Origin of the sequence: Friedmanniella luteola, from assembly GCF_900105065.1 — a bacterium.
GTDB lineage: Bacteria > Actinomycetota > Actinomycetes > Propionibacteriales > Propionibacteriaceae > Microlunatus > Microlunatus luteolus.
In genome coordinates, this window is sequence record NZ_LT629749.1 from 1,682,250 (window position 1) to 1,702,782 (window position 20,533).

Here is a 20,533-nt window from a genome sequence, read left to right on the forward strand (position 1 = left end):
CGACCCACTACCGGACGGCCGGACCTCCTCGCCGGCCTGCCCGACTAGGCGGCGTGGCTGACGGTTTGGTAGATGCCAACAGTGACGGGGGGCGTCAGGTGTGCTGCTGGGGGTCGCTTGTGCACACGTGGTCGGTGAGCGGGCCGGTGTTGGGTACCTACAGCATCAAGGCACCGTCCAGCATGTAGGGGCGTGTGGTTCAGGTCCGGCTGGTTGAGCTCACAGCCCCCGGGCTCGCGGCGGCGCTCACCGCCGATCGGTCCTGCGCGCTGCACCTGCCGGCCGGGAGGCTGTGGTCATCCCTCGTGATCGGGACGTCGACCGGGTCCGCCTCACGCTGGAGCAGCTCACCGCCCTGCTCGGCCCCGGCGGAGCGCTGTCGCCGTGCCGCCCCTCCTGACGGCTGCCGCCCTCGGCCTAGGCTCGGGGTTCCCAGGCCAGGACTCCCGGCCTCCACACCACCCCGACCCCGCAGGAGCCCGCGTGACCACCCTGGAGCTGACCGGCCTGCTCGGCTGGGCCGAGCGGGTCATCACCGCGCTGGGGGAGTGGGGTGTCGGGCTGCTCGTGCTGCTGGAGACGGTGTTCCCGCCGCTGCCGAGTGAGGTGATCCTGCCGTTGGCCGGGTTCCTGACCGCGCAGGGGGCGATCAGCCTGCCGCTGGTCGTCGTCGCGGCCACCCTCGGTGCGTGGTCGGGCGCCCTGGTGCTCTACGCCCTCGGGGCGCGGCTGGGACTCGAGCGCTCGATCCGGGTGCTCGCGAGACTGCCCCTGGTCGAGCGCGAGGACTTCGAGCGGGCCTCTGCCTGGTTCGAGCGGCACGGCCGGGCCTCCATCTTCTTCGGCCGGCTCATCCCGGGCGTGCGCAGCCTCATCTCGCTGCCGGCCGGTGCGGCGCGGATGCCGCTGCCGGTGTTCACCGTCTTCACCCTCGCCGGCAGCGGGGTCTGGAACGCACTGCTGATCGGCGCCGGCGCTGCCCTCGGCGGCAGCTACGGCACCGTCGCCCGGTACGCCGACGTCCTCAACTACGTCGTCTACGCCGCGCTGGCCGCCCTGGTGGCCTGGCTCGTGGTCCGTCGGGTCAGGCGTGGTCGTGCCGGCACCGGGGAGCGTCTGCAGGAGGGTTGAGCCGCCGCCGGTGGTCGCGGCAAGCGCGGAACCGCGCCCTGACTCCAGACCCTTCCGTCGTCGGAAGGGCCGGGCGGTGTGAGCAGGCCGGATCATCCTGAGGGGCCGCCACCAGTTCCGCACCGACCTGGGTCGCGCGTTCGGGGCCACGGACGTCGTCGCGGGGCGTGCGCCAGCGGGACGGCGCTGGTCACCCCACCGGCGCGCCCGACTGCGGACGGGGTCGCGGGCCGGCTCAGCAGATCATCTGGGCGGTGGTCGCGCTGAAGGCGAGGTCGTGGGCCCAGGGGGCGAGCCACGCGCCGGCGACGGCGAGCCAGGGTTGACGACGGAGGATCGACGCGACCAGTCCTGCGGCGAAGACGGCGGTGGCCGCGATGGCGGGCACGACGAGCCCGGCGCTGCTGTCGGGCCCGCAGAGGGGCAGGAGGAGCCAGGCGGTGGACAGGTCGCGCCCGGTGAGGGCCCAGTACCAGCCGGTGAAGGTGTAGCTGATGGCCGGTAGCCAGAGCCCGACCCAGACGAGCACGGCGACGCCGATCCGTCGGGGGGCCGCCGATCCCCAGAGCTGGCGCCGCCCTCGGTGCAGGGCGAACGGGATGAGGAGGGAGACCCAGATCCCGACGAACGGCGCCCCGTAGGCGACGGCGACGGCGGCGACGAGCAGTCCCGGCCCGACCCAGCGAGCTGCTCGGTGAGCCGTGGCGACCTCAGCCACGGGGCGCCGCCGGCGCGGTGGCGGTCGACGACCGACCGCTGGTCAGGGTGACCGATCCCATCGCTCGACGCTAGCAGCGGTCCCTGCTGGTGGGGCCCGATGTCGAAGGTTCTCCGGGCCCGCGCGTCGGTGTCGCTCCGGTGCAGCGCTCCCGCGAGCGGTGGGTTTCCGCGGTCCTGGATGCGGTGCTGGACCGGATCGTCGCCGATCTTGACACCCGGCTGAGGGCGGGGGGAGAGTCGGCGTTGTTCGGAGCGGAGCCAGAGGCCGACGGGCTGAGGCTCCTCCGCTGAGTCCGAGCACTGGTTCCCTGATCGGTCGCCGCAACCACCCCATCACCCACCCTCCACCCTCTCGTCCGAACGATCTCTCGCCGCCGGGGGTGCGGCGCACCGCGGCGGTGCCCGTTCGCGTCAGTCGATCACGCAAAGGAGCGCTTTCGATGCCAGCCACACAGCTCGCAGAGGTCACGGAGGTGGGCTCGGGGGACGAGCGCCGTCCTCTGATGACGTCGGCCAACATGGCGTGGATGAACCTCGGGTTCTTCGGGGTGCAGTTCAGCTTCGGGCTCACCCAGAGTGCGGTGAACCCCATCTTCTTGTTCCTGGGGGCGGAGGCGCACAGCCTGCCGATCCTCAACATCGCCGGCCCGATCACCGGTCTCCTGATCCAGCCCTTCATCGGCGCCATGAGCGACAAGACCTGGAGCCCGAGGTGGGGCCGGCGAAAGCCGTTCATCCTCGGCGGCAGCCTGGTGATGATCGCCATCCTGTTCCTCTTCCCGCTGGTGACCGCGCTGTGGATGGCCGTGATCTGCCTGTGGCTGGTGGACGCGGGGAACAACACGGCCATGGAGCCGTACCGGGCGCTGATCTCCGACCGGCTGCGCAAGACCCAGATACCGAAGGGCTTCCTGATCCAGAGCATGTTCACCGGCGCCGGCGCGGTGCTGGCCAACGTGTCCCTGTTCGTCTTCCAGAAGATCTTCCCCGGCGGCGCCGAGGGGGCGGTGCCCACCTGGGTGTTCGTGGTGTTCTGGTTCGGCGCGGTGTGCGCCATCGTCACGGTCGGCCTCGCCATGCTGCGGACCAAGGAGATCTCGCCGACCGACGACGAGCTGGCGCACATGCGGTCGCAGTCGAAGGGGATCCCCGCGACGGTCCGCGAGGTCGCAGAGGCCGTGAGGGTGATGCCGATCGGCATGCACAAGATCGGCCTGGCCTTCCTGTTCCAGTGGTACGCCATGTTCATCTACTGGCAGTTCGTCAGCGTCAGCGTCGCCGAGTCGGTCTGGGACGCGGCGCCGGACACCCCTGGCTATGAGGAGGCAGCGGGCTGGGTCGGGCTGATGAACGGCAGCTACAACTTCGTGACCATGCTGTCGGCGCTGTTCCTGCTGCCGCTGTGCCACCGGTACGGCGGCAAGAAGGTGCACGCCGGCACGCTCACACTGGCCGGCCTCTCGCTCGCGTGGCTGTCGACGATCGACAACCAGCTGCTGACCCTGGCGCCGATGATCGGCCTGGGCATCTGCTGGGCCAGCATGGTCGGAGTGCCCTACCTGATGGTTGCCGGCATGGTCCCCCGGGAGCGCACGGGCGTCTACATGGGCATCCTCAACATGATGATCGTGGTTCCCATGCTCATCCAGACCCTGACCTTCGGCTGGATCTTCGAGAACCTGCTGGCCAGCCGCGGCACCAACGCCATCCTGCTCGCCGGTGCGCTGCTCGGGTGCGCCGCACTGGCGATGCTCTGGGTCAACCCGCCCCGGTCCGACGAGGAGTCCCTCGTCCTGCCCCTGGGCGGCCAGCGTGAGATCACGGTCTACGACCGGGTGGTGGTCGGGTCGGACGGCTCACCGTCCGCCCTGTACGCCGTCGCCCGCGCGCACGAGGTGGCAGCCGCCGCCCAAGCCCGGATGGTCGTGGTCGCGGCCTACGACCCCGGGGACAGCGCAAGCCAGCAGGAGCAGCTGGGCGGCCGCCGTCTGCTGTACGGCCAGCGGGCCGCGCGGGCCGCGATGAGCGCGTCGGTGCGGGAGCTGACGTCGGAGCGCATCCGGGACATCGAGCAGGTGATCGTGGCGGCCAGGCCCGCCGAGGCGCTGCTCCAGGTGGCGAACCGGAACCCGGCGAGCCTCATCGTGGTGGGCAACCGCGGTCTGGGGGCCCAGGAGGGCGAGGTGCTCGGCTCGGTCCCGCGGGAGATCGTGCAGCACGCTGCCTGCGACGTGCTGGTGGTCCAGACCTCAGCCCTGCACGACGACGTGCTCGTGGACGAGTCACGCGGCCAGAGCCGCTGAGCCTGTCGGCCCGACCTCCTCCTGCATCCCCTCGGGGCGGGGGAGGTCGGGCCCTCCTGCGTGCCCGGTGACCTCGCCGCGGCGCGTCAGGTGCTCAGCGGATCACGACGACCGGGCAGTCCGCGTGCGCGACGAGGTGCTGGCTGACCGAGCCCAGGAGCATGCCGGAGAAGCCGCCGTGCCCGCGCGAGCCGACCACGAGCAGGTCGGCCTCGCGGGACCGCTCGATCAGCACCTTGGCCGGGTGGCCTTCCTCGATCGACGTGCGCACCTCCACCGCGGGCGTCCGGGCCCCCAGCTCGGCGGTGAAGCGGTCGAGCAGGGCCAGGGCGTCCGTCCTCGGCTGGTCCTCGTACCCCTCGGTGGGCAGCGCCCCGTAGGGCGGGCTCATCGTCAGCGCCGGGGGAGACCAGATGGTGACCACGGTGAGCCTGGCCCCGTGGTGGGCCGCCTCGCCGTAGGCCCAGTCGAGAGCAGCCTTGCTCTGATCGGACCCGTCGACACCGACGATGATCAGCTTGATCTCCCCCATGGGCGTCACCCTAGCGAGGTCCGGGTGCCCTGTCAGCGGGCCCATCGGGCCCGTCGGACGCACCGCCGTGCCCCCCGCGCGGACGCCTGGGGTCGTCGACACGGCCGCCGCGGGTGCGCGTTCACGTCCGGTCGATGCCTGCTCGGCCGGTACGCCTGGTCGACCCGGACGATGACGACCACGACGTGCCGGAGGTGGCCGGACGGGCCCGGGGCGAGGTGGTCGCGACCCTGATCGGGACGAAGGTCCCGAGTTCTGCCGCCCGCGATCTCGTGGTGCTCAGCACCCCTAGGGTCTGCGCAGGCCCTGCGGCCACGCCTGGGGAGGGGACCGCCGCGGGCTCAGGCCGGCAACCCGCCTGACGTCGGGCTGCCGGCCGCCACCGGCCCAGCAGCACCAGCGCCCTGGGGAGGGAACGCGCTGGCGCTAGCCGTGTGCGAAGCGGCGCCCCCTGCGCTCCGGTGCCCGAGCCTACCGACGGGATCAGTTGTCCGGGTTGCGGAACGATCACTATCTGACGGGCGGCAGCCGTTGCCCGGACAGGTCTCGGGCGGCCACGCAGCGGGAGGAAACGTCGGCCACCAAGTCCTCGACGGCTGCGGAGAATGCCGAAGAACTGCTAAAATCAGCATCGGCACAATCCGGGTATCCACGGCCAGGCAATGTCGTGAGACATCCGCAAATTGCCGCAAAACTCTTGCTCCCGATCATCTCGAGCGGTAGATCTCCAGGTGTGGAGATCGCGAGCGCATCTGGTCCAGCCCTCCAGGTCCGAGCACTGCGGGCTGACGACCCGGTCGCCGAGGGGCTCCGGCCTCCGCCTCCCGGACGCGACGGTCCACGGTGGCAACGGACCCTGGCCGCGGTGGCGGAGGGCCAGGTGGTGGGGTACGCGACCCTCGTCCTCAGCCCGGCCACCGACTCCTACTTCTGCGATGTGAGCGTCAGCCTGGCCCTGCGACGGCGCGGTATCGGGACCCGGCTGTTCACCGAGGTGCAGCGGGTCGCTGACCGTCCTCTGCCGGTCCTCGGCCGCGTGATGAGCAGCCAACCGCTCCGCCGTCCCTTCGCCGAGCACCTCGGCGGGTCGGTGCTCATGCACTGCCCGACCCCTGCCCTCGACCCCACCAGCGCCGCTTGCCGACACTGGACGGCCGCTCAGCGGCTGCCCGAGGGGTACGTCACGGCGCCGATGGTGGACGTGCCGGCGGAGGAGGTCCGGGCCGCGTGGTCGAGCTACTTCACCTGGGCGCACCAGCCGTTCGGGGTCGTCCGCCCTGAGGCCCTCCCGACCGTGTGGGACGACTACCGCGGCGGGGTCGACGCCACCCTCTCCTCCCTGTGCCGGGACGCCGACGGGGCGATCGTGGCTCTCAGCCTCGTCAGCCCCGAGGTGTGGGATGGCCGCACCTTCATCGTCGCCGAGACCGTCGACCGGGACCAGCCCCTCGGCCTCGCCCTGCTGCAGGCCACGCTCGCGGCGTCTCTGCGTGCCCTCGCTGACCGTGGCTTCGAGCGGGTGGAGATCGAGGGACACTCGTCCGACGCCCACATCCCCCCGCTCTTCGAGACCCTGCCCGCGGGCTCCCACGACCCGATGGACCTCTACCTCTTCGCCCCGGACCGCGACGCGGTCTCGTCGTCCTCGACGTCGAAGCAGCCCCCGCAACCCTGAGGAGAGCCCGGGGTGTGGCCGCCGGCAGACGCCCTCTAGCTGGCCCGGCGCTGCCGGTAGCTGCGGGTCTTGTGGCGGTTGCCGCAGACCTCCATCGAGCACCAGCGGCCGCCGCCGTTGCGCGAGGTGTCCAGGAAGGCCCAGCGGCAGTCAGGCGAGGCGCAGAGCTTGAGCCGGGCCCACCGCCCGGTGGCCACGCTCACCGCGACAGCCTCGACGACCGCGCCGAGACCTGCCGCGTCGCCGACCGCCGCGAGGCGCAGGTCGCCGGAGGGGTCGGCCGTCAACCGCAGGGGGAAGCCGGCCAGGGCCTCGGCGGCCCGGGAGCCGCGGTCGCCGGTGCAGGCTGCGCGCAGGGCGGCCCGGAGGGCGCGGGCGGCGCTGACGTCGTCGGACCCCAGCTCCCGGGCCGGGGCAGCCCGGCCGCGCGCCTCCAGCCACCGCGCGAGGGCCGGGACCGAGACGAGCTCGTCGGTCGGGGGGTGGTCCCGGCCGTGCCGGCCGAATCGCCTCTCGTCAAGGGTGTTCAGGAACTGCTCGACGAGCACGAGGTCCTGCACCGCACCCTCCACGACACCACTGTAGGTCGTCGACGGTGTTGACGTGCCGACGACACCGGTCTTAGGTTTCAGTGGTGTCGAGAGCGCCGGACGTGCCCAGGGGCGACCGTGTCGTCCGCCCGTTCGCGCTGCACGTGGCGGAGGAGGTGCTGGACGACCTCCGCGACCGGCTCGCGCGGACGCGGTGGCCCGAGGCGGAGACCGTGGCGGCACCGGGAGGTGCCCCCGACTGGTCGCAGGGTCCACCGCTGTCCTACGTCGCTCAGCTGGTCGAGGTCTGGTCGCGGTACGACTGGCGCCGGCTGGAAGCCGAGCTGAACGCGCACGGCCAGGGCCTCACCGAGATCGACGGGTTGGACATCCACTTCCTGCACGTCCGCTCGCCCCGGGCCGACGCGCGTCCCCTGGTGATCACCCACGGCTGGCCCAGCGCGGTGGTCGAGCCGCTCGCGGTGATGGACGCGCTCGCCCACCCGCCTGAGCCCGGGTTGCCGGCCTTCCACGTCGTGGCGCCCTCGCTGCCGGGGTTCGGCTTCGGCGGCAAGCCCGTGACCACCGGCTGGGACGTCGACCGGACCGCGGACGCCTGGGTCGAGCTGATGGACCGGCTGGGCTACGGGCGGTTCTTCGCGGCCGGCGGTGACTGGGGCGGACGGGTGACGGCCGCCCTCGGGCACCGCCACCCCGACCGCGTCGCCGGCCTGCACAGCTTCACCCCCTACGTGCCGGAGCCGGCCGAGCCGACGGCGTACGGGCCGCTCACCGCGCAGGAGCAGCGGTGGCTGGCCGCCCGGGGTGAGTTCTTCCGCCGGGGCCGTGGCTACTCGGTGGAGCAGGCCACCCGTCCCCAGACCGTCGGCTACGTCCTCTCCGACTCCCCGGTCGCGCAGCTGACCTGGCTGCTGGACAAGTTCTGGGCCTGGACCGACCACGACGGTGACCCGCGGGAGGCGATCAGCGAGGACCGGATGCTCGACCTCGCGACCTTCTACTGGCTGTCGGCGACGGCAGGGTCGTCGGCCCGGTTCTACTGGGAGAACGAGCCGCCGGACAACAGCGGCACCGTGGCCGTCCCGAGCGCGGTGACGATCTTCCCCGCTGACATCGAGAAGGTGCCGCGGCCCTGGGTCGAGAGCCGCTTCACCGACCTGCGCTCCTACCGGGTGGCCGTGCGCGGCGGGCACTTCCCGATGCTCGAGGTCCCCGACTCCTACGCCGACGAGCTGCGGGCCGGTCTCGGGACCCTGCCCGGGTAGCGGAACCGGCAGCGGGAGGGTCGGCGGCGCCGGGGGTGTCCGCCCTGGGGGTGCCCGCGTCCTGCGGGCCGGCCGCGAGGCGGGGGCGAGGTGGCCAGGTGAGCGCGACGGCGGCGGCGGTGGCGAGCGCCGCTGCGGCTGCCCAGGCGACCGGGGTGCCGAGGCCGCGCGGGGAGAGGGTACCGGCGAGGGTGACCAGCGCGGCGACGCCGATGGCGGTGCCGAGCTGGGCGCCGGTGTTGAGGATGCCGGCCGCGCTTCCGGCGAGGCCCTCCTGGACGTCGGTGCCGATACTGGTGGCGGCGACGGCGGCGATCCCGAGTCCCACCCCGGCCACGACGACGCCGCCGAGGATCCCGGTGGGGCTGCCCCGGGTCGCGGCGAGGAGGGCTGTTCCGCCGGCCACCGCCACCAGCCCGAGACGGGCCAGGCGGCGGCCGCCGAGCCGCCGGGCGAGCGGTCCGGCGAGGGCCGACCCGACGACGACGGCGACGCTGAACGGCAGGAGGGCCAGTCCGGCCTGGAGAGGGCTGGCCCCTTGCCGCTGCTGCAGGTCCAGGGCGACCATGACCCCGGCCGAGCTCGTGGTGGCGGTGTTGACGAAGGAGAGGACGGTCCCGGTCCGCAGGTTCGGGCTGGTCAGAGCGGTCCGCGGGATCAGCGGCTCGGCTGCTCTCCGCTGCTGGGCGAGGAACGCCGCGGTCACCCCCACCCCGACGGCGACGGCGCCCGCGCCCCCGAGGCGCAGGTCCGCTCGTTCGACCATGGAGGTGCCGACGACCACGGCCATGATGGCGACCACCAGCAGGGACGCGCCGGCCAGGTCGAGCCTGCGGCGGTCCTCGTCCGGGGGCAGGGCCGGCACCGTGGCGGCGATGACGACGAGGAGGGCGAGGCCGATGGGGACGTTGACCCAGTAGAGGGCGCGCCAGCTCCACAGATCGGTCAGGAACCCGCCGGCGAGGAACCCGAGGGCTCCGGCGGCGGCTCCGGTGGCTCCCCACGCGGCGACCGCGGTGCGGCGGCCGGCGGGCTGCGGGGTGAGGTGGAGGAGGAGGCGGAGGGCGCTGGGGACGCTGAGCGCGGCCGCCAGCCCCTGCAGGGCCCGGGCGACGACCAGCTGCACGATCTCCTGGGCGCTCAGCCCGGCCAGGGCCACCACCGCGAAGAGGGCCACCCCGATGAGCAGCACCCGCCGGTGGCCGTAGCGGTCGCCGAGGCGGGCCCCGAGGATGAGGAAGGCACCGAAGAACATGGCGTACACGGTGGCCAGGACGCCCGTCGACCACGCAGGAGCGGCCAGGTCGGCCGTCATGGCGGGGAGGGCCGTGGTGGCGCTGGTCACGCCCAGCACGTCGACGAACTGCACCAGGCACAGGGCGACCACGCCTGCACCGGCTCTCCTGCGGCCTCCGGCTCTCATGACGACACCCTACTTCAACGTTGAAGAGGCAGACTGACGCCATGGCAGAGTCCGCTCGACCACAGCGCAGGATGCGGCTGCGCGACGTCGCCGACGAGGTGGGGGTCTCGGCCAAGACGGTGTCGAACGCCTACCGGGCACCCGGCCAGCTGACGCCCGAGCTGCGGCAGCGGATCCTCGCCACCGCGGCACGGCTGGGGTACGCGGGGCCGGATCCCGTCGCCGCCGGGCTGCGGCGGGGTCGGGTCGGCGCGATCGGCGTCCTCTACGCCAACCAGCTCTCGTACGCGTTCGACGATCCGAACACCAACGCGCTGCTCGCCGGGGTCACCGCGGCGGCCGAGACGGCCGGCGTGGGGCTGCTCCTGCTGCCCGGTTCCGTCGACCCGGTCCGTCGGGCGACGGCGGTCACCGGTGCGGTGGTCGACGGGATCATCGCCTCGTCCCTGGCCGAGGACGACCCCCTCCTGCAGACGGTGGTCGACCGGCGGCTGCCGCTGGTCGTCGTCGACCAGCCCGGCCCGTCCGTCCTGGCCACGCTCACCCCGGACGCGGTCCCGTGGATCGGCATCGACGACCGGGCGGCTGCCTTCGAGCTCGCCGAGCACCTGGTGCTGCTTGGCCACCGCCGGCTCGGCGTCGTCTCGTTCGCCCTCCGGCTCGGGACCCCGACCGGGTTCGCCACGCTCTCCGACCAGGACAGCGCCACCCTGTCGGTCACCAAGAACCGGCTCGCCGGCTACCGCGACGCGGCCGCGCGCCACGGCATCGACTGGGGCAGCGTCCCGGTCTCGCAGGGGGTCGACAGCACACCGAGCGAGGGTCGGAGGGGCGCGCTCGCCGTCCTCGGCACCAGACCACGCCCCACCGCGCTGATCTGCCTCAGCGACCGGCTCGCCGAAGGAGCGCTCGCCGCGGCCGCCCACCTCGGCCTGCGCGTGCCCGAGGACCTCGCCGTCGTCGGGTTCGACGACGCCCCGCACCTGGCCGAGCGGTTGGACCTCACCACCGTCCGTCAACCCAGTCGGCTGAAGGGGCACCACGCCGCTGAGGCCCTGCTCGCCCTCACCCGAGGAGCTGCGGCCGACCCCGTCCCCCACCTCGAGACCACGCTGGTCGTCCGAGGGACCACCGGGCCCCCGCCCTCCGACCGCTGACCGGCCGCGCGCTGCCCAGCACCGTCAGGTCCTCCGACGGTGCACGCAGGGCTCCGTCGCGGGCCGTGGGCCGCGCTCAGCGCACAGCCGGCAGTGAGCTCGGGGCGTCCGCGGCTGCTCTCGACCCCGGGGCGGCGGGGGAGGGACGACCAGCGCCGGGCAGCCGGTCGATGAAGCGGCGCAGCGCCGCGTGCGGAGATCCCGAGGAGTCGTTCGCCGCGGTGACGAGGTCGGAGGCGAGCCGGTGCAGCTTGATGTTGGTGTGCTGCGACCAGCGCACCAGGAGCGCGAAGGCTGCGTCCGCGTCGATCGCGTAGAACCCGATCAGCACCCCCTTCGCCTGCTCGATGGCCGGCAGGGTGACGAGCACGCGACGCAGTGCTCCGAGCTCGCGCCGGAGCTCTGCCGCATCGTCCTCGACGTCGTCCTGGGCGAGGCTCGGCCCGCCGTCCGCGGTGCCGCTGGTCGACCGCGTGGCCGGGCCGTCGTCGGCCGCCGGTTGAGGGAGGTCCGCGGCCGGCCCGGCCTGGCGACCACGTCGGAGTTCCGCGTGGCTGGTGTGCACGGCTCACGCTCCTTCGGCAGATGAGACGCCCGGTCGTCACGCGTGACGATGGCGAGGGCCGGGCTCGCGGTGCCGCCCGAGGGTCCTCGTCCGATCTCAGGGGTCACCTTATGCAGGATGAGGCGCTCTTGCATAGGACTGGCGCGGGGGCCGACGGGCGACGACGCGCTGCTCCGGAGGCAACGCCTCAGGAACCGGCGCAGACCTTCTCCATCTCGGCCAGGTACTCCGCGAGGGGAGGGAGCCCTGCTTCGGCGCGCAGCTGGTCGACCCGCTCCGGATCCGTGAGCGGCGGCCGCTGCGGCTCGCCGTCGTCGGAGCACCCCGTCTGGGTCCCGTAGGTCTGCGGCTGGCCGGCGTTGGCCGCCACCCGGTCGACCAGGTAGGCGAGATCGCCCGGGTCCGCCTCGCCCGCCGCGACCGCGGGCCTCATCAGGGCGAGCACCTCGCGCTGGAACGCGGGGTCGAGATCGCTGTGCTGGGCGATGACCCACGCGGCGGTGGCGCCGTCGTCGCCGACGAGCGTCTGCGTCGGCCAGCCGCGCTCGTCGACGATGTCTCGGAGCCGCTCGGTGCGCTCCTGGTCGCCCCCCACGCCGCCCTGTCCGTCGCCCTGCCGGTCCTCCTGGTCAGCCGCCAGCATGGCCAGCAGCTCGGTCCGCAGCCGGGGATCGGTGGCGGCCGTGCGTACGGGTGCCGGCGTGGGGGACGCGGAGCGGGCGGAGGGGGAGCCGCTGCTGGTCGGCCCGGGTGCGTCGGCTCCCGGGACGTCCCCCGCCGCGCAGCCGGACAGCACGAGGACGAGGACGAGGGCCACCCCGCACAGGTGGTGCGCCAGGCGGGACACGGCCCCAGTGTCGCACCGCCGCTGCGTCACCGGCAGAGGTCGGCGGGGGCGCCGACCGTCGTGCGGGCGTCCCGTCCCGGGATGGTGACGGCGTGCTGCACCCGCACGCCTCACCCGTTCCTGGCGCTGCGTGCCGCAGACTCGCGGGATGTCCGTACCCCGGCTGGTGCCTGGTGACCGCGTCCGGTTCGTCTCGCCGGCCAGCCCGCCCACGCGCGAGGCGGTGGCTCGCGGGGCGGAGCTGCTCAGCGCCTGGGGGCTCCAGGTGGAGGTCGCGGACCACGCGTTCGACCGGACCGGCTACCTCGCCGGTCCGGACCTGGCCCGGTTGGCCGACCTGGACGACGCCCTGCGCGACCCGGGCGTGCGCGGCATCTTCGCCACCACCGGCGGCAAGGGTGCCTACCGGATCGCCCCCCTCCTGGACTTCGAGGCGGCGCGCGCTGATCCCAAGCCGTTCGTCGGTTTCAGCGACATCACCTACCTGCACCTCGCGCTGCACCGCGCCGGCGTGCCCGGCTCTCTGCACGGTCCGTTCGTGAACTGGAGCGACGAGTACTACGACGCCGGCTGCGCCGAGCGCCTGCGCCGGAGTCTGATGGAGCCCGAGCCGGTCGTGGTCAGCAGTCGCCCGGCCGACTACACCGCGCAGCTGAGTTCTGCTGGGTCGGCGACCGGCGTCCTCGTGGGCGGCCACTTCGACAGCGTCAGCCGCGCCGTCGGGTGGGCGCTGCCGGACCTGGACGACGCGATCCTGCTGCTCGAGGACCACCACGGCACGGGGCTGGGCCAGGTCGACCGCTGCCTGGCGCAGCTGGTGCACAGCGGGCTGCTCCGGAGCGTCCGCGGGATCGCCCTCGGCACCTTCGGTGAGTTCGAGACCACCACCGCCAGCGGGACCACCCTCGCCGACGTCCTGGGTGACTGGCTGGCGCCGCTGCGGGTGCCGATCCTCGGCGGTCTGCCGATCGGGCACGGCCTCAACCCCGCGTCGGTCCCGCTCGGCACCGCCGCCACCATCGACGTCGCGGCCGGGACGTTGACGGTCGCCCCTGCCGTGCACTGAGCACCGTCGGCCCGGCCGCCCGGGGCTCCCGACCCGGGATGAGCCGGCGGCACCGGTGCTAGGGCAGAGCGCGCTCGCCTCGACGCCCGATCGCGCCCCGCAGGCCGACGCAGCCCACGCAGCCGATGCAGTCCACGCAGTCGACGCACGCGACGCAGGCGATGCACCGGCGGCACCCGAGGCAGGCGACACAGCCGAGACAGGCGACGAGGGCGACGCTGAAGAACGTCAACGTGCTGGTGACCACCCCGACACCGGCGACCGTCGCCGCACTGCCGGCCACGGCCACACTGCGCCGCGTCCCGGCGCTCCCGGCCACGGCGGCGCTGCCGGAGGTCTCGACGCTGCCGGCGACGGCCACGCTGGTCCGGCTGCCCGCGCTGCCCGAGACGGCCACGCTCTCCGAGGTCCGAGCGCTGCCGGCGACCCCGGCGCTGCTCCTCGTGCCGCTGCTCCCGGCCACGGCGCTGCTGTCCGCGGTGCCGGTGCTCCCGGCGACGGCCGTGCTCCCCGACGTGCCCACGCTGTCGACGACCGTACGCCCGGACCGCGCTCGGTGATGGCGCCTCATCGCGGCAGTATGGCGCAGGTCAGACCGGGCCGACCAGGGCAGCGGACCACGCGTGGGCCGTGCTCCGAGGACGGGGCGCGCTGCGTCGAGCGGTCTACCCGGCCGTGTCGAGCGGGTGGGTTCCCGCCTCTGCCCGCGGCACGACCTCCCGGGCCGGCGCCGAGTCCTGCGGCTGGGTCTGCGCGCGCGCCCTGACGATCTCGGCGTGGACCGCCTGCCAGCCGCTGTTGCGCGTGAGGCCGGGAACTCGCCTCGTGTTCATCGTGTCACTCCTCCGTCGGGCCGGCCTGCTCGGTCTCTGCTCCACCATCAGGTGGAGACCTCGGCCTCAGCCCTGGATACGCAGCCGGATCGCCTCAGGTTGCCCTCTGCATCCCCGCAGGCGCAGCGGGGGCAGGGGGTCGTGGGTCGGCGGGGTCCGGTCGGGCGATCCGGTGCAGCAGGAGGCCGTCGGAGCGCCGCCTCCCCGTCGGGGCCGGTGAGCGGTGGGGTGGATCGCAGCTAGGGCTTGATCTCCCAACCGAACATCATCGAGTGGTCCTCGTGCGCCAGGTTGTGGCAGTGGCCCACGTAGGGGCCGACGAAGTCGCGGAAGCCGCGGTAGATGATGACGGACTCGCCGGGGTCGAGGGCGATGACGTCCTCCCGCGAGGCGTCATCGGGATGGCCCTCGTCCCCGCCGGCGGTGACGTCCCGGCCGTTGCGGATCACCGTGCGGTGCTCCTCCTGGTGGAGGTGCATCGGGTGGATCCAGCCGCCCCCACCGTTCTTGATCTCCCAGAGCTGGAAGCTGCCCTTCCGCGGCTGCGCCAGGGGTGTTCGGCCGGCCGGGTTCCGCAGGCTGGCCGCGATCGTGTGCGGATCGAACGGTCTCCCGTTGACCAGCCACTCGAGCTCGCCGGCGGCGCTGCCGCGCTGCACCTCGAAGATCAGCCGGTCGTCCATCAGGGTCCTCCAGGTGCCGGGCAGCGGCGGCAGGTCCCGCATCTTCGTCGGGATCACGCTGTTGTCCGCGGCGTCGTCACCGATGATGATCTTGATCATCGGGACCTTTGTACCGGGGGTCCGGGGAGAAGCGGTTCGCGGCCGCCCACACCCGTCCGTCCGGCATCTTCATCGTGTTGGTCAGGTAGACGACGTCACCCTTCCGGGTGGGGCTGCCGTCCTGGTACCGGGTGAAGTCGACGACCACCTCGCGGCGTTTGGCCGGCCAGAGCTCGACGTTGTCCCGCTTGATCGGGAACGGCAGCAGGCCGCCGTCGGTGGCGATCTGGGTGAACTGCATGCACTGCTGCCCGTCCGGGATGCGCCACTGGCCCTGGAGCTCGTCACCGCGGAAGCCCAGGGACACGGCGGTCTTCGGGCCCTGGCTGGACGTCATGAGCTTGAGGTCGTAGACGCGGGCGACCGACGCGTCGAGGAAGCGCAGCCGGTACTTGCGGCGCTTGACCTCCAGGACCGGGAACGCGGTGCCGTTGACGGTGAAGACGTCGCCGACGAAGCCGTGGTTGGGGAAGTGCTTGTAGAAGGTCTTGCCCCACCACTCGGGGTGCGCCTTCGGGTTCTTGGCGTCGGGGAACTCGCCCTCCGCGTCGTGGATGTCCTGGTGGGTGGTGACGCCGTCGTCCAGCCGGAAGTCGGCGATGGCGAGCGGGATGTCGTACTCGACGTCGAAAGTCCCGTCGGGGTGGTCGGTGCGGACGCCGGGCAGCCGTAACCCCTGGCGCTCGTCGCCCCTGTCCAGCCCGCCCTTCGGGTCGTAGATGGGGTACAGCCCCACCATGCCCTTGTAGACGTTGGAGCCGGTCTGGTCCATCCGGTGGTCGTGGAACCAGAGGAAGCTCTGCTTCTCCCGGTCGTCGCCGCCGGCGGGGTGGTTCAGGTAGAGGTTGTCGACGTGGACCCCGGGCAGGTAGCCCGCGTGCCTCGGGCCGTACCGCATCGCGTAGTGCGGGTTCCCGTCGCTCTCCGGCGCGGAGTGGCCGTTGTGCAGGTGGGTCAGGAAGGAGAGGTCCTTCGTGCCGAAGTCCTGCCGGTCGAGGCCCAGCGGGTTCTCGTGCAGGTGGTTCTCGAAGCGCACCAGGACCGGCTTGCCGTACTCGGCGTTGATCATCGGGCCGGGAAAGGTGCCGTTGAAGCCGTAGATGGTGCTCTGGGGCAGGGTGCGCTTCGTCCCCGCCGGGTAGGTCTTGCCGGTGGCGTCGTAGGAGGCGATGGGCCGGCCGTTCGCGTCGATCGGCAGCACCTGGGACGTGGTGAACGCATGGCCGCGCACCAGGAGGTCGAACTTGTAGACGATCGGGTCGGGCAGGCCGAGGTCGCTCGACCAGACCTGGTGCCTCTCGTTGTCCAGGGAGCTCTGCTGGCCCGGACCCGGACCGGGTGGCCGGCCCCCCAGCTGCCCGGGCGTGGCCGGCGCCGCCGCCCTCGGCACGGGCAGCGGGTCGGTGAACGGGTCGAGGATGAGCGGGCTGGTGGGGAACACCTCGACGTACACCGCGCCGCTGATCCCGCTCGCGGCCGCGGCGAACACACCGTCCGCCGACATCCACCCGCGGGCGGACAGGTAGGGCTCGGTCACGGCCCGGGTGCCGGCGACGGCGGCGACGGCCATCCCGAGTGCCCCCAGCCGCAGCACGGTTCGCCGGTCGATCCCCTCGGCCTCGCGCGCCGTCCGCTCGATCTCCTGGAACTCCGGGTCGGACGGGAGCAGCAGCGGTGGTCGCGCCACGGTCTCCGCCTGGTCGGCCCGGGGGACCCCGGCTGCGGGCGGCCGGGCCGCGGCGGTGCTGCTGCCGTCGTCGCTGTTCTCGAGGTTCATGTCACTCCTGGTGGGTTCGGATGTGCCGATGACCTGGGGGGCATGACCCGACCGCCGCAGCTGCCGTCGAGCGAGGTCCGTGCGCAGCCACGGCGGCCGCGTCACGAGATCTGGGTCCTGGGCACCCCCCGAGCTCTTCACCTGAGCGCACGTCGTGCGCCCCGGGCGCAGCCCCATCCCAGCAGCGATCCGTGCTCGCCGGACCCCCTCTCTGGGGAGGGTGGGGCCCCCTCTTCCAGGGCGGGCCCCACGGGCTGACGGGCACCTCGGTGGCTGACGGGTCAGCTGTTCTGAGTGGGGTGTGCACAAGGGACCGGTGGACCGGCGGCGAACGGGTACGCAGAGGTCAAGGCACCGCTTGGCACCGTCGGGCGCGTGGTCCAGGTCCGGCTCGTCGAGACAACAGCCCCGGGCTCGCGGTGGCGCACATCGCCCAGTCCGCTCGGCCTCTCCCCAGATGTGTGGGTTGGGCGATGTGCGGCGACCCGCGGACATCCTCGAGGGCGGCCCCGACCGGGGTCCGCTGGCACGCCGGGGTGCGGACGGGTGCCGGACACGGCAGCCGGTGACGGCCGTCTGCGGCGCGTGCCGGGTGCGCACCAGCTTCGGCCCAGGGGAGCTGCGCAGTCGCTGGCGGGCGGGCCACCAGTGCGGTGACGAGGGGCGCCACCGTCCCGCGCACCCCAGGGGTCGAACGCGACGTCCGGGCACGTCGTGCTCCGGCACCTGGCGTCGACCGGGTGGACGGTGCTGCGCGCTTCCGGGATCGACGCCCAGGGCCCGGAGGTCCTCGACCTCATCCCCGGACGGACCGGCGCCGAGCCGGAGCCGGGCCCGGGGCGGGGCGGACGGGCCGCTGGTGGGCGTGACCCGGTTGGTGCGGGAGCTGCACGACCTGACGGAGCGTTCTCGAGGCGGCGCTGGCCCCGTGACCGGCCCGCAGCAGCGGGCCGGTCGACCACCGACGCGGACCCCGGGACGCTCGACCTCCACCCGCAGGTGCGTGCGGAGGTCGAGGCTGTCCACGGCAGCCGCCCGTCCTGGGGAGATCGGGCAGGGGCGACGGCGGGGTCAGCTGGCGCTGACGCCGGCCTTGGCGTAGCCGACGGTCAGGGTGGTGCCCTTCTTCAGGCCAGCCTTGTCGGTGCTCAGCACCAGCTGGGCGCCGTAGACGGTCGTGCTGATGGCCGACTTGACCACGCGGCGGAGGTGGAGCGTGCCCACACCGGCGATGTTGATCTTGGTGTTCTCCTTGCCGCTGACCGAGACCGCCCTCCCGTTGATCTTCAGCCCGGCCACCTCGGTGCCGCTCGAGGACGTGACGACCGCCTTGCCCTTCCGGGTCGCGGTGGCCGTGACGTCCACGCTGTCCAGCGTGACGACCCCGTTCAGCAGGTCGACCCGGGCCAGTGCCGCGGTGGTCGCGGCCACCGTGGAGGTCGAGGTGTCGGTCGACCTGCCGGTGCTCTTGACCGCACCGACCTCCAGCAGGCCGGGGACGTGCACCGACGCGACCCCGTTGGTGCGGCTCTTCCCGGAGGTGCCTCCGCACGGCAGGTGGACGGCTGCGGTCCTGCCGGAGCCGACGATGCCGGCGGCGTCGAGCTGGGTGCCGAAGGCGGTCCCGTAGGGGCGGGCGTGCGTGGTGGTGTGCAGCGACGCGTTCGAGACCCCGACGACGACGGTGCCGACCGGCAGGCCGAGCCGGTTCCCCGGCAGCAGGGTCACCTTCAGGGCCGTCGTGGCGGCGTTGTGCCCACCGGAGCTGTAGGAGCTCGACTGCGCGTTCAGCAGCACGGTGGCCACGCCCGGCAGCTCCACCTTGGTGTTCGGCTTCGGGGTCGCGGTGATCGTGCGACCGCCGATCTTCAGGCCGCTGAACACGCTGGCCCCGGACCTGGTGTAGCCCGTGGAGGTCCGCTTCACGGTGGCGGTCGAGGTGATCGCCCGGGCCTGGACCAGCCCCGTCAGCAGGGAGGTCGTCGCCACCTTCGTGGTGGTGAGCGAGGTCTTCGTCGACGTGGTCTTCGCGCTGGACACCTTGGTGGTGGCCGCGCCGACGCTGCCGACCAGCCCGAGGCTGAGCTTCGCGGTGTTGTCGGTCGCGGACGTCGGTGCCTTCAGCGTGCAGAGCGGCACGTAGGAGGTCTTGTCGGAGTTGACGAGTGTGCCGACCTTGGCCGTGCTGGCGTAGGCGGAACCACCGAACGCGTTGAAGGTGGCGGCCTGCGCGGGCAGGGCGGTCGTGAGCGTGACGGCGGCGGCGGCGAGCGCGGCGGCGCCGAGACGGCGGGGGTGGGACATCGAACTCCTTCGTGGAGTGGACGGGGGGATTGCCCGGGCCACCCCCGAGGGCGCCGAGCACGGGGAACGCCAGGTCGCGCCCAGGACCCGGTCAGGTGTTCGCTCCGGCCGTTACCAATTCGATTCTCGAACTAATTCACGAGGGTCGTCGGCGACTGTCGGCTGGCGCTCGGCCCCGGGTGCGCGGCGGGCGGCCGGAGCCGGAGGAGGTCGTCCTCGCGCCCCGCGGGGGACGCGTCGACGCCTGCGAGGTGGTCGTCCCGGGCGCCGGCGGTACGCGGGGGAGGTGGCCGTGGGCGTCCGCGTCCGGCTCGACCGCCAGGGTGCGGGGGTTCACGATCAGCGTCGGTGTTCCTCGTCGGTCGTGGCGACGGTGGAAGGCCACGACCCCGGCGACGCCGACGACGACCACGAGGAGGAGCCCGTCCTCCTCGACCACCACCCCGGCACCGGTGATCCTGCCCACCCGGCAGGGGGGCTGCGGAGCCGTGCTGATCGAGGACCTGCTCCCGCTGGCCACGGCCTGGAGCGTCGGGCACGGCTCCGAGTTGGCGTAGCCGAGGGGGACCGTTGCGGAGGTGGCGCAGGGATGCGAGGGTCGGGCGGTGTCGCCGTCGCCGGCACAGCTGAGTCGTCGAGCAGCGGTCCCGGTCCCGGCCGGGCCGTGGAACGGGAGGCGCGGATGGCGCTGGCCGAGCGGATGTTCGTGCTGCAGTACGGGGCCGAGCGGGTGTCGAAGGCGTTGTCGTTGGCTGGTGGGGATCCGGGGCACCTCTACTGGGAGCCGTTGGTGGGCGTGCTGGTGGAGACGTCGGCGGGGTGGGTGCTCTTCGACACGGGGATGAGCCGGCGCAACCACGACTCGGTCGAGGTCGAGCGGGTCTACCGGGGCGCAGACGCCCCGAGCGCCGCGGAGCGGTGGCACCTGCGGCCGGCGGCACCGCCGGACCGGAGCACCTGGGGGTTGCCCGGGGAGCCGCTGGTCGCGGCGCTGGCTCCGCTGGGCCTGGCCCCGGCGGACCTGGCCCTGGCCGTGGTCAGCCACCTGCACTGGGACCACACCGGCGGGATCCCGGCGCTGGCCGGGGCCGGGGTGGAGGTGGTGCTGCACGCCGACGAGCTGGCCTGGGGGCGCAGCGGGCTGGCCCGGTTCGACGCCGGCTTCGACGCCGCCGACTGGACGGTGCCCGGCACGCGGTGGCGGACGGTGGACGTCGAGACCGAGGTGGCGCCCGGGGTGCGGGTACTGCCGACACCCGGGCACACCCCGGGGCACGTCTCCGTGCAGGTGGACCTGCCTGCGACCGGGACCTGGATCTTCACCGCTGACGCCACCGACCTCGCGCAGAACCTGCTCGACGCGGTGCCCTGCGGCTCCTGCGCTGGTGGCTCTCCGGAGGACGAGCGGCGGGCCGCGGCCTCGCTGGAGCTGCTGCTGGCCCGGGCCCGGGCCACCGACGCCCGGTTGATCCCCGGCCACGACCAGGTCGTGCTGACCGCCATCCGCCACCCACCCGGCGGACACCGGTAGGCACGCGGTCCGGGCCGTGGCCCGGCGCGACCGCTCGCCCGACCTCGCCGCCCGCGGCGGGGTGCCCGGCC

Annotated in this window: 17 protein-coding genes; 8 read left to right on the forward strand and 9 right to left on the reverse strand. The window is 73.3% G+C overall.

Annotated features, from left to right (window positions below; translation table 11 throughout):
- The first annotated feature begins 483 nt into the window (after nt 1-483).
- The gene (locus tag BLT72_RS07980; RefSeq protein ID WP_172826040.1) at nt 484-1,131 is read left to right on the forward strand and encodes a DedA family protein; all 648 of its coding nucleotides are present in this window, start codon (nt 484-486) and stop codon (nt 1,129-1,131) included.
- Nucleotides 1,132-1,366: 235 nt separating this feature from the next.
- On the opposite strand, the gene BLT72_RS07985 is transcribed toward BLT72_RS07980, so the two are convergent.
- Nucleotides 1,367-1,849, reverse strand: a complete 483-nt coding sequence (locus tag BLT72_RS07985) for a hypothetical protein (protein WP_091411801.1) — start codon at nt 1,847-1,849, stop codon at nt 1,367-1,369.
- A gap of 442 nt (nt 1,850-2,291) precedes the next feature.
- Here BLT72_RS07985 and BLT72_RS07990 point away from each other — a divergent pair, with 442 nt between their 5' ends.
- Nucleotides 2,292-4,154 (forward strand): MFS transporter, encoded by a 1,863-nt coding sequence (locus BLT72_RS07990; protein WP_157720348.1) that lies wholly within the window; start codon nt 2,292-2,294, stop codon nt 4,152-4,154.
- A gap of 94 nt (nt 4,155-4,248) precedes the next feature.
- On the opposite strand, the gene BLT72_RS07995 is transcribed toward BLT72_RS07990, so the two are convergent.
- Nucleotides 4,249-4,686 (reverse strand): universal stress protein, encoded by a 438-nt coding sequence (locus BLT72_RS07995; protein WP_091411803.1) that lies wholly within the window; start codon nt 4,684-4,686, stop codon nt 4,249-4,251.
- 733 nt (nt 4,687-5,419) lie between these two features.
- Here BLT72_RS07995 and BLT72_RS22490 point away from each other — a divergent pair.
- Complete coding sequence (locus tag BLT72_RS22490; RefSeq protein ID WP_342587393.1) at nt 5,420-6,361, forward strand: GNAT family N-acetyltransferase; 942 nt, start codon at nt 5,420-5,422, stop codon at nt 6,359-6,361.
- A gap of 35 nt (nt 6,362-6,396) precedes the next feature.
- On the opposite strand, the gene BLT72_RS08005 is transcribed toward BLT72_RS22490, so the two are convergent.
- The gene (locus BLT72_RS08005) at nt 6,397-6,933 is read right to left on the reverse strand and encodes a CGNR zinc finger domain-containing protein (RefSeq protein WP_091411807.1); all 537 of its coding nucleotides are present in this window, start codon (nt 6,931-6,933) and stop codon (nt 6,397-6,399) included.
- Between the two features lie 62 nt (nt 6,934-6,995).
- Here BLT72_RS08005 and BLT72_RS08010 point away from each other — a divergent pair, with 62 nt between their 5' ends.
- Nucleotides 6,996-8,177, forward strand: coding sequence for an epoxide hydrolase family protein (locus BLT72_RS08010; protein WP_231930433.1), 1,182 nt, complete (start codon nt 6,996-6,998; stop codon nt 8,175-8,177).
- Here BLT72_RS08010 and BLT72_RS08015 read toward each other — a convergent pair.
- Nucleotides 8,062-9,600 carry an MFS transporter gene (locus tag BLT72_RS08015; protein ID WP_091411811.1) on the reverse strand — a complete coding sequence of 513 codons (1,539 nt, stop codon included), beginning with the start codon at nt 9,598-9,600 and terminating at the stop codon, nt 8,062-8,064. The genes BLT72_RS08010 and BLT72_RS08015 overlap by 116 nt on opposite strands.
- A 41-nt stretch (nt 9,601-9,641) precedes the next feature.
- Here BLT72_RS08015 and BLT72_RS08020 point away from each other — a divergent pair, with 41 nt between their 5' ends.
- Complete coding sequence (locus BLT72_RS08020) at nt 9,642-10,757, forward strand: LacI family DNA-binding transcriptional regulator (protein ID WP_091411813.1); 1,116 nt, start codon at nt 9,642-9,644, stop codon at nt 10,755-10,757.
- 76 nt (nt 10,758-10,833) lie between these two features.
- Here the strand turns inward: BLT72_RS08020 and BLT72_RS08025 are convergent, their stop codons facing one another.
- Together BLT72_RS08025 and BLT72_RS08030 are read right to left on the reverse strand one after the other, a co-directional pair.
- Nucleotides 10,834-11,322, reverse strand: coding sequence for an ANTAR domain-containing protein (locus tag BLT72_RS08025; RefSeq protein WP_091411814.1), 489 nt, complete (start codon nt 11,320-11,322; stop codon nt 10,834-10,836).
- 187 nt (nt 11,323-11,509) lie between these two features.
- The gene (locus BLT72_RS08030) at nt 11,510-12,169 is read right to left on the reverse strand and encodes a DUF6624 domain-containing protein (protein ID WP_091411817.1); all 660 of its coding nucleotides are present in this window, start codon (nt 12,167-12,169) and stop codon (nt 11,510-11,512) included.
- A gap of 148 nt (nt 12,170-12,317) precedes the next feature.
- On the opposite strand from BLT72_RS08030, the gene BLT72_RS08035 reads away from it, so the two are divergent.
- Together BLT72_RS08035 and BLT72_RS22140 are read left to right on the forward strand one after the other, a co-directional pair.
- A complete protein-coding gene (locus BLT72_RS08035) occupies nt 12,318-13,235 on the forward strand; it encodes a S66 peptidase family protein (protein ID WP_091411819.1) in 918 nt (305 codons plus the stop codon).
- A 233-nt stretch (nt 13,236-13,468) separates the two neighbouring features.
- Nucleotides 13,469-13,795, forward strand: coding sequence for a hypothetical protein (locus tag BLT72_RS22140; RefSeq protein ID WP_157720349.1), 327 nt, complete (start codon nt 13,469-13,471; stop codon nt 13,793-13,795).
- Between the two features lie 512 nt (nt 13,796-14,307).
- Here BLT72_RS22140 and BLT72_RS22700 read toward each other — a convergent pair.
- The 3 genes from BLT72_RS22700 to BLT72_RS08050 all read right to left on the reverse strand — a co-directional run bounded on the left by BLT72_RS22700 (nt 14,308) and on the right by BLT72_RS08050 (nt 18,931).
- Nucleotides 14,308-14,850 (reverse strand): multicopper oxidase domain-containing protein, encoded by a 543-nt coding sequence (locus BLT72_RS22700; RefSeq protein WP_197677231.1) that lies wholly within the window; start codon nt 14,848-14,850, stop codon nt 14,308-14,310.
- Nucleotides 14,828-16,627 (reverse strand): multicopper oxidase family protein, encoded by a 1,800-nt coding sequence (locus tag BLT72_RS08045; RefSeq protein ID WP_197677232.1) that lies wholly within the window; start codon nt 16,625-16,627, stop codon nt 14,828-14,830. The genes BLT72_RS22700 and BLT72_RS08045 overlap by 23 nt, the downstream gene beginning before the upstream one ends.
- 1,071 nt (nt 16,628-17,698) lie before the next feature.
- Nucleotides 17,699-18,931 (reverse strand): choice-of-anchor P family protein, encoded by a 1,233-nt coding sequence (locus BLT72_RS08050; protein WP_091411821.1) that lies wholly within the window; start codon nt 18,929-18,931, stop codon nt 17,699-17,701.
- Nucleotides 18,932-19,613: 682 nt separating this feature from the next.
- Between BLT72_RS08050 and BLT72_RS08060 the strand changes: the two genes are divergently transcribed.
- Entirely contained in the window at nt 19,614-20,462 is an 849-nt protein-coding gene (locus tag BLT72_RS08060) for an N-acyl homoserine lactonase family protein (RefSeq protein WP_157720350.1), read from the forward strand.
- The last annotated feature ends 71 nt before the right edge of the window (nt 20,463-20,533 follow it).

Excerpts from the sequence above, each read along its gene's own strand:
- BLT72_RS07990 (WP_157720348.1), top strand. The coding sequence starts at position 2,292 with ATGCCAGCCACACAGCTCGCAGAGGTCACGGAGGTGGGCTCGGGGGAC.
- BLT72_RS07995 (WP_091411803.1), bottom strand. The coding sequence starts at position 4,686 with ATGGGGGAGATCAAGCTGATCATCGTCGGTGTCGACGGGTCCGATCAG.
- BLT72_RS08015 (WP_091411811.1), bottom strand. The coding sequence starts at position 9,600 with ATGAGAGCCGGAGGCCGCAGGAGAGCCGGTGCAGGCGTGGTCGCCCTG.
- BLT72_RS08020 (WP_091411813.1), top strand. The coding sequence starts at position 9,642 with ATGGCAGAGTCCGCTCGACCACAGCGCAGGATGCGGCTGCGCGACGTC.
- BLT72_RS08035 (WP_091411819.1), top strand. The coding sequence starts at position 12,318 with ATGTCCGTACCCCGGCTGGTGCCTGGTGACCGCGTCCGGTTCGTCTCG.
- BLT72_RS22700 (WP_197677231.1), bottom strand. The coding sequence starts at position 14,850 with ATGATCAAGATCATCATCGGTGACGACGCCGCGGACAACAGCGTGATC.
- BLT72_RS08045 (WP_197677232.1), bottom strand. The coding sequence starts at position 16,627 with ATGAACCTCGAGAACAGCGACGACGGCAGCAGCACCGCCGCGGCCCGG.
- BLT72_RS08050 (WP_091411821.1), bottom strand. The coding sequence starts at position 18,931 with ATGTCCCACCCCCGCCGTCTCGGCGCCGCCGCGCTCGCCGCCGCCGCC.
- BLT72_RS08060 (WP_157720350.1), top strand. The coding sequence starts at position 19,614 with ATGGCGCTGGCCGAGCGGATGTTCGTGCTGCAGTACGGGGCCGAGCGG.